Below are 4,838 nucleotides of genomic sequence, written 5' to 3'. Positions count from 1 at the left end.
CCACGGCAGCATCCCGCTGCTCGACGAACGCGAGGCCAGGCGATGACGGAACTGCGTGTCCTGGTCCACGCCCCACGTGGGCGCGATGCCCTCGTGGTGGAGAAGGTGCTGCAGCACCAGGGCATCGTCGCCCACGTCTGCCCCACCGAGGAGGACCTGCTGCTGGCCCTGGACGCAGGCGCCGCCGCGGCGATCCTCACCGAGGAGACGCTGCCGCGCCTGCTGGCGGACGACCGCCTGCTCGCCTGGCTCGCGGCGCAGCCACCCTGGTCGGACATGCCCTTCGTCGTGCTCGCCACCCGGCGCGAGGGGCGGCGGGCGGAGAAGGACTTCCGCTCGCTGCACAGCCTGGGCAACCTGGTGCTGCTGGAGCGGCCGCTCAACGCCGAGACGCTGGCCAGCGCCGCCGAATCTGCCGTGCGGGCACGCCGGCGCCAGTACGCCGCGCGCGAACACCTCGAGGAGCTGAAGCGCACCCGCGGCGAGCTGCAGCGCCTCAACGGCGAGCTGGAAGACCGCATCCTGCAGCGCACCCGCGAGCTCGCCAGCGCCAACGACCGCCTGATGAAGGAGATCAACGAGCGCGAACGGGCCCAGGCCGCGCTGACGCAGGTGCAGAAGATGGAAGCGATCGGGCGCCTCACCGGCGGCATCGCGCACGACTTCAACAACCTGCTGCACGTGGTCAACATGAACCTCGAGCTGGTCTCCCTCTACGCCAAGGAGGAGAAGGTCAAGCCCGTGGTGGAGCGCGCCAAGAGTGCCGCGCGCCGCGGCGCGCGCCTCACCAACCAGCTGCTCTCGTTCGCGCGCAGCCAGTCGCTGCTGCCCAAGCTCACGCGCGTCAACCAGCTGCTGCTGGGGATGAAGGACCTGCTGGAGATCTCCGTCGGCTCCGGCGTGGAGGTGGAGCTGGACCTGTGCGAGGAAGACGCCACGGCGGTGTTCGATCCGAGCCAGATGGAGATGGCGATCCTGAACATGGCGGTGAACTCGCGCGACGCGATGCCCGAGGGCGGCAAGCTGAAGATCACCACCGGCACCCGCTTCCTCGACGAGGACCGCGACCTGCCGCCCGGCGACTATGTGCTGGTGAGCGTGAGCGACTCCGGCTCCGGCATCCCGGCCAACGTGCTGCCCAAGGTCTTCGATCCGTTCTTCACCACCAAGCCGCTCGGGCGCGGCACGGGCCTGGGCCTGAGCCAGGTCTACGGCTTCGCGCGCCAGTCGGGCGGCGTCGCGCGCATCCGCAGCGAGGAGGGCAAGGGCACCACGGTGGAGATGCTGTTCCCCGAGGCCGACGCCGAGGCCGAGGAGCAGACGGTGCAGAAGCAGCAGCCCGCCGTGCCCGCGCTGGCCGGGGCCTGCCACATCCTGGTGGTGGAGGACGATCCGGACGTGCGGCGCGTGATCGTCGAGTGCCTGAGCCTGATCGGCTACAAGGTCACCGAAGCGGCCAACGGCAGCGAGGCGCTCGCCTCGCTGGCGGCCGTCAAGCCGGACCTGCTGGTGGTGGACTACGCGATGCCGGACATGACCGGCGCGGAAGTGATCTCCGAAGCCCGCAAGATGGTGGGCGAGCTGCCCGTGATCCTGGCCACCGGCTATGCCGACATGGCCGCCGTGGAGCGCCTGGCCGGCAAGCCCAAGATCCTGCGCAAGCCCTTCGACATCGCCGCCCTGGGCGACGCCGTCGCCAGCGTGCTCGAAGGCGCCGGCGAGAAGGCGGAGGCGGGCAGCATCTGACCGTCACGCGCGCCCGCGCGGCGTTGCGCCATCTGTGCCGCGCTGCGTTCGTTGTCCCTTGCCGGGGCGCGTTCATCGCCCGCTGCAGGCCCGGAGGGCAACCCCTCTGCCCAGGCCCCTAGCGCCTCTTCATCAGCATCGACCCGATCGCAAGCCCGAGCGCGAAGAACGCATACACGTTCGCCATCTCGGGCCGCCCGAGTCGGTGCTCGAAGCCGGGCGTCAGGCGCTTGGGCGTGAGCTGGTAGTCCACGAAGCAGGCGACGGCTGCCGCCGTCACCGCGCCGCCCACGGCTGGAACCGGGTCCTTCGCTTCCTCGCGCGCACCCCACAGCTTGGCGTGCAGCACACCCCAGAAGATCGCGGCCGCGTGGTGGGTGAGATAGCCGGTGAGCGTGTACGTGAGGCTCGGCTCGTCCTGCCGCAGCGAGCGGTCGCCGAAGAACCAGTGGCTCACGGCGTTGACGGGAGCGGCGGGCTGGCCGCGGCGGTTCCCGGCCCAGGCCAGGTAGGCCACCGACAGCAGGCTCGCGCAGCTGCCCGACACCAGGCCCTCGCGAAAGGCTTGTTTCCAGCTTGGCATCCGGCAAGTCTAGGCAAGGCCGCGCAGTGCAGGGGGCCAGGCTTTCAAGCCGTAACGCACCCCGCCGGCGGCCGCGATGACTAGACTTCGGCTGCCATGCGGGTCCTGCTCACGGGTGCCACGGGGTTCATCGGCCGCGCTGTCGCGCAGGCCCTGCGCCAGCGCGGGCATGCGGTGGTGCCCGCCACCCGCCGCCCGCCGCCGGGCGGCGGCGAGCACGTGCAGGCCGACTTCGCCGCCGTGCCGCCGCGCGACTGGTGGGTGCCGCGGCTGGCCGGCATCGACGCGGTGGTCAACGCGATCGGCATCCTGCGCGAGCAGGGCGGCCAGACCTTCGAGGCGCTGCACCATCGCGCGCCGGCGGAGCTCTTCCACGCCTGCCACGCCGCGGGCGTGCGTTGCGTGGTGCAGGTCTCCGCACTGGGCGCGGACGCGCGCGGCCGCACCGGCTACCACCGCAGCAAGAAGGCTGCCGACGACGTGCTGCGCGCGCTGCCGCTGCGCAGCGCCATCGTGCAGCCCTCGCTGGTGTACGGGCCCGGCGGCACCAGCGCGGCGCTGTTCAACAAGCTGGCCGCGGCGCCCGTGCTCCCCTTTCCCGCGGGCGGACGCATGTTGGTGCAGCCGGTGCACCTGCACGACGTGGTGCAGGGCATCGTGCACCTGGTCGAGGAGCCCCCGGAGGGTTCGAGCACCTATGCCTTCGCCGGGCCGCAACCGCTGGCGCTGGCCGACTACTTGCGCCACTTGCGCGCTGCGATGGGCGAGAACCCGCGGCAGTGGATCGTGCCGCTGCCGGCCTCGCTGTTTCGCGCGGGTGCAACGCTGGCGGGCCTGGTGCCGGGCAGCATGCTGGACCGCGATACGGCCGACATGCTGCTGGCCGGCAACGCCGCGGAGGTGAATGGCCTGCCGGCGCTGCTCGGGCGGGCGCCGCGCGCGCCGCGCGACTTCATCGCGCCGGCGGCCCGCGAGAGCGCCCGTCGCGAGGCCGCGCTGGACCTCTGGCTGCCGGTGCTGCGACTCGCGCTTGCCTTCATGTGGCTGTGGACGGCGCTGGTGTCCTTCGGCCTCTACCCCGTGCGGGACAGCCTGGCGCTGCTCGCGCGGGTGGGCCTGCACGGAGCGGCGGCCAGCGTGGCGCTGTATGGCGCCGCGCTGCTGGACCTGGTGCTGGGCGTGCTCACGCTCGCCGCGCCCGCGCGCTGGCGCCGCCCGGTGTGGCTCGCGCAGGCGGCGCTGGTCGCCGGCTACACCGTGCTCATCACCGTGTTCCTGCCCGAATACTGGCTGCATCCCTACGGGCCGATCACCAAGAACCTGCCCATCCTCGCCCTGATCGGGCTGCTCTGGTCGCTGGAGCCGCCGGCGCGCGGGGACAACCGCTGATGGACTACCTCCTGGTGAAGTGGGTGCACATCCTGTCGTCGACGATCCTGTTCGGTGCCGGCGTCGGTTCGGCCTTCCACCTGTTCATGGCCTCGCTGCGCGGCCACACCGCGGGCGCGGCCGGTTCGGCGCGCAACGTGGTGGTGGCCGACTGGACGCTCACCACGCCGGCGGCCATCCTGCAGCCCTTCACCGGACTGTGGCTGATCCACAAGATGCAGATCCCGGCGAGCACGCCCTGGGTGGCCTGGTCGCTCGCGCTCTACGCGGTGGCGATCGCCTGCTGGCTGCCGGTGGTGGGGATCCAGATCCGCATGCGCGACGTGGCCGCCGAGGCCGAGCGCGCCGGCCAGCCGCTGCCGCGCGCCTATGGGCGCCTGTTCCGCTGGTGGACGGCCCTCGGCTTCGGCGCCTTCTTTCCCTTCCTCTTCATCTTCTGGCTGATGGTGGCCAAGCGCCTGCCATGGGCCGACTGACATGGCCCACGAAAACCTCCTCGATTGCCTGATCGTCGGTGGCGGTGCCGCCGGCCTCACCGCCGCCGTCTACCTGGGGCGCTACCGCCGGCGCGCGCTGCTGCTCGATGCCGGCGACAGCCGCCTGCAGCGCATCCCCCGCACCCGCAACGTGGCGGGCTTTCCGGACGGCATCGAAGGGGCCGAGCTGCTGCGCCGCATGCAGGAGCACGCACGCCGCTACGGCGTGCCCACCGTGCGCACCGAGGTGCAGCGCCTCGCGAAGCTCGAGGACGGCACTTTCCGCGCCGAGAGCGCCGACGGCACGTGGCGCGCGCGCTTCCTGCTGCTGGCCACCGGCGCGCGCGACGTGGAGCCGGCCATCGAGGGCCTGCACGCGGCACTGCAGGCCGGCCAGGTGCGCTTCTGCCCGGTGTGCGACGGCTTCGAGACCCAGGGCCAGCGGGTCGCCGTGCTCGGGCGCGCCGGCCACGGGCTGCGCGAAGCGCTCTTCGTCTCCGGCTTCGGCAACACGGTGACCTGGCTCGCGATGGCGACGCAGGACGAGGTGGATGCGCCCGGGCTGGCGCAGTTGCGCGAGGCCGGCGTGCGGCTGGCCGACAGCCCGCCGCACCGCATCGAGTGCGGCGTCGGCGCGCGCGGCG

General features: G+C 72.3%; 5 protein-coding genes. 4 read left to right on the top strand and 1 reads right to left on the bottom strand.

What is annotated here, in order from left to right; all coding sequences use genetic code 11:
* The first annotated feature begins 105 nt into the window (after window positions 1-105).
* Complete coding sequence (locus VFM98_RS17150) at window positions 106-1,746, top strand: response regulator (protein WP_325111113.1); 1,641 nt, start codon at window positions 106-108, stop codon at window positions 1,744-1,746.
* A gap of 118 nt (window positions 1,747-1,864) precedes the next feature.
* Here VFM98_RS17150 and VFM98_RS17145 read toward each other — a convergent pair whose 3' ends face one another.
* A complete protein-coding gene (locus tag VFM98_RS17145; RefSeq protein WP_325111112.1) occupies window positions 1,865-2,329 on the bottom strand; it encodes a hypothetical protein in 465 nt (154 codons plus the stop codon).
* A gap of 96 nt (window positions 2,330-2,425) precedes the next feature.
* Between VFM98_RS17145 and VFM98_RS17140 the strand changes: the two genes are divergently transcribed.
* The 3 genes from VFM98_RS17140 to VFM98_RS17130 form a co-directional block, all read left to right on the top strand.
* Window positions 2,426-3,718: an NAD(P)H-binding protein gene (locus VFM98_RS17140; protein ID WP_325111111.1), complete on the top strand. Its 1,293-nt coding sequence runs from the start codon at window positions 2,426-2,428 to the stop codon at window positions 3,716-3,718.
* Entirely contained in the window at window positions 3,718-4,194 is a 477-nt protein-coding gene (locus VFM98_RS17135; RefSeq protein ID WP_325111110.1) for a DUF2269 domain-containing protein, read from the top strand. Before VFM98_RS17140 ends, VFM98_RS17135 begins: the two co-directional genes overlap by 1 nt.
* A 1-nt stretch (window position 4,195) precedes the next feature.
* A partial coding sequence (locus VFM98_RS17130; protein WP_325111109.1) for an NAD(P)/FAD-dependent oxidoreductase occupies window positions 4,196-4,838 on the top strand: 643 nt, incomplete at its 3' end.

This window comes from Ramlibacter sp., from assembly GCF_035706265.1.
In the GTDB taxonomy this organism is placed as follows: Bacteria; Pseudomonadota; Gammaproteobacteria; order Burkholderiales; family Burkholderiaceae_C; genus Ramlibacter.
Note: the sequence above shows the minus strand (reverse complement) of the source record. Positions and strands in the feature narration are given on the sequence as shown.

Excerpts from the sequence above, each read along its gene's own strand:
- VFM98_RS17140 (WP_325111111.1), top strand. The coding sequence starts at position 2,426 with ATGCGGGTCCTGCTCACGGGTGCCACGGGGTTCATCGGCCGCGCTGTC.
- VFM98_RS17135 (WP_325111110.1), top strand. The coding sequence starts at position 3,718 with ATGGACTACCTCCTGGTGAAGTGGGTGCACATCCTGTCGTCGACGATC.
- VFM98_RS17145 (WP_325111112.1), bottom strand. The coding sequence starts at position 2,329 with ATGCCAAGCTGGAAACAAGCCTTTCGCGAGGGCCTGGTGTCGGGCAGC.